This window comes from Oleiphilus sp. HI0125 (assembly GCF_001635355.1).
The window spans coordinates 1-636 of record NZ_LWGF01000461.1 but is presented as its reverse complement, the minus strand read 5'-3'; the positions used below and the strand labels follow the sequence as shown (position 1 = coordinate 636).

Below are 636 nucleotides of genomic sequence, written 5' to 3'. Positions count from 1 at the left end.
CGCTCTAGTGGGCCAAATGATAGCCAAATGTGAGAATGGCGAAGGTTTGCCCCAAACAGGTTGAATGCAAAGCGTGCGGCGTTGACTCCCATAATTGTAGTGAGATCTATATTCTGGCCTGAGCAATAAAAAAAACATCCTGTCACTACACCGGTCACTAGTACATCACGCGTGTATTGCAGCGCAGACTCTACGGGATGAATACGATAGAGTGTAAGGGGGGTCATTGTCCTTGCGGAGTGGTGCCATTTATGGAATTGCCAAAGCCATGGTATTTGATGCATCAAACGATGGAGCAGATAACGTGACGCATCTAATACTAGTGTAAGGGATAAGCTGTACGAAAGAATTAAAAAAGACTGAGACACTGTTGATGTTTCGGTGCCTGACAACTCTAGTGGTCCAAACACAAGGGTAAGCAGCTTGACTGTATAAAACCCTACTGAAAACGCGCTGATAATAAGCGGAATAAACAAGAGTGCTTTTAAGGTTGCGTTGAGGCAGAGCAGTCCAAAATCGATTGCGCTTGAGCGATTAAGCCAGATTGCTTTGGGGAAGATGAAGCGCAGAAGTCCAGCTAGAAATAGAGATTGTGAAAGGCTATTTCTTGAACGCCAAATGTGACGATGATAAACC

At 44.8% G+C, this 636-nt stretch carries 1 protein-coding gene; it reads right to left on the bottom strand.

The features are described 5' to 3' along the window. Nucleotides 1–410, bottom strand: a 410-nt coding sequence (locus A3762_RS27210) for a sterol desaturase family protein (protein WP_197469065.1), incomplete at its 3' end; no start/stop codon positions are given. Between the last annotated feature and the right edge of the window lie 226 nt (nucleotides 411–636).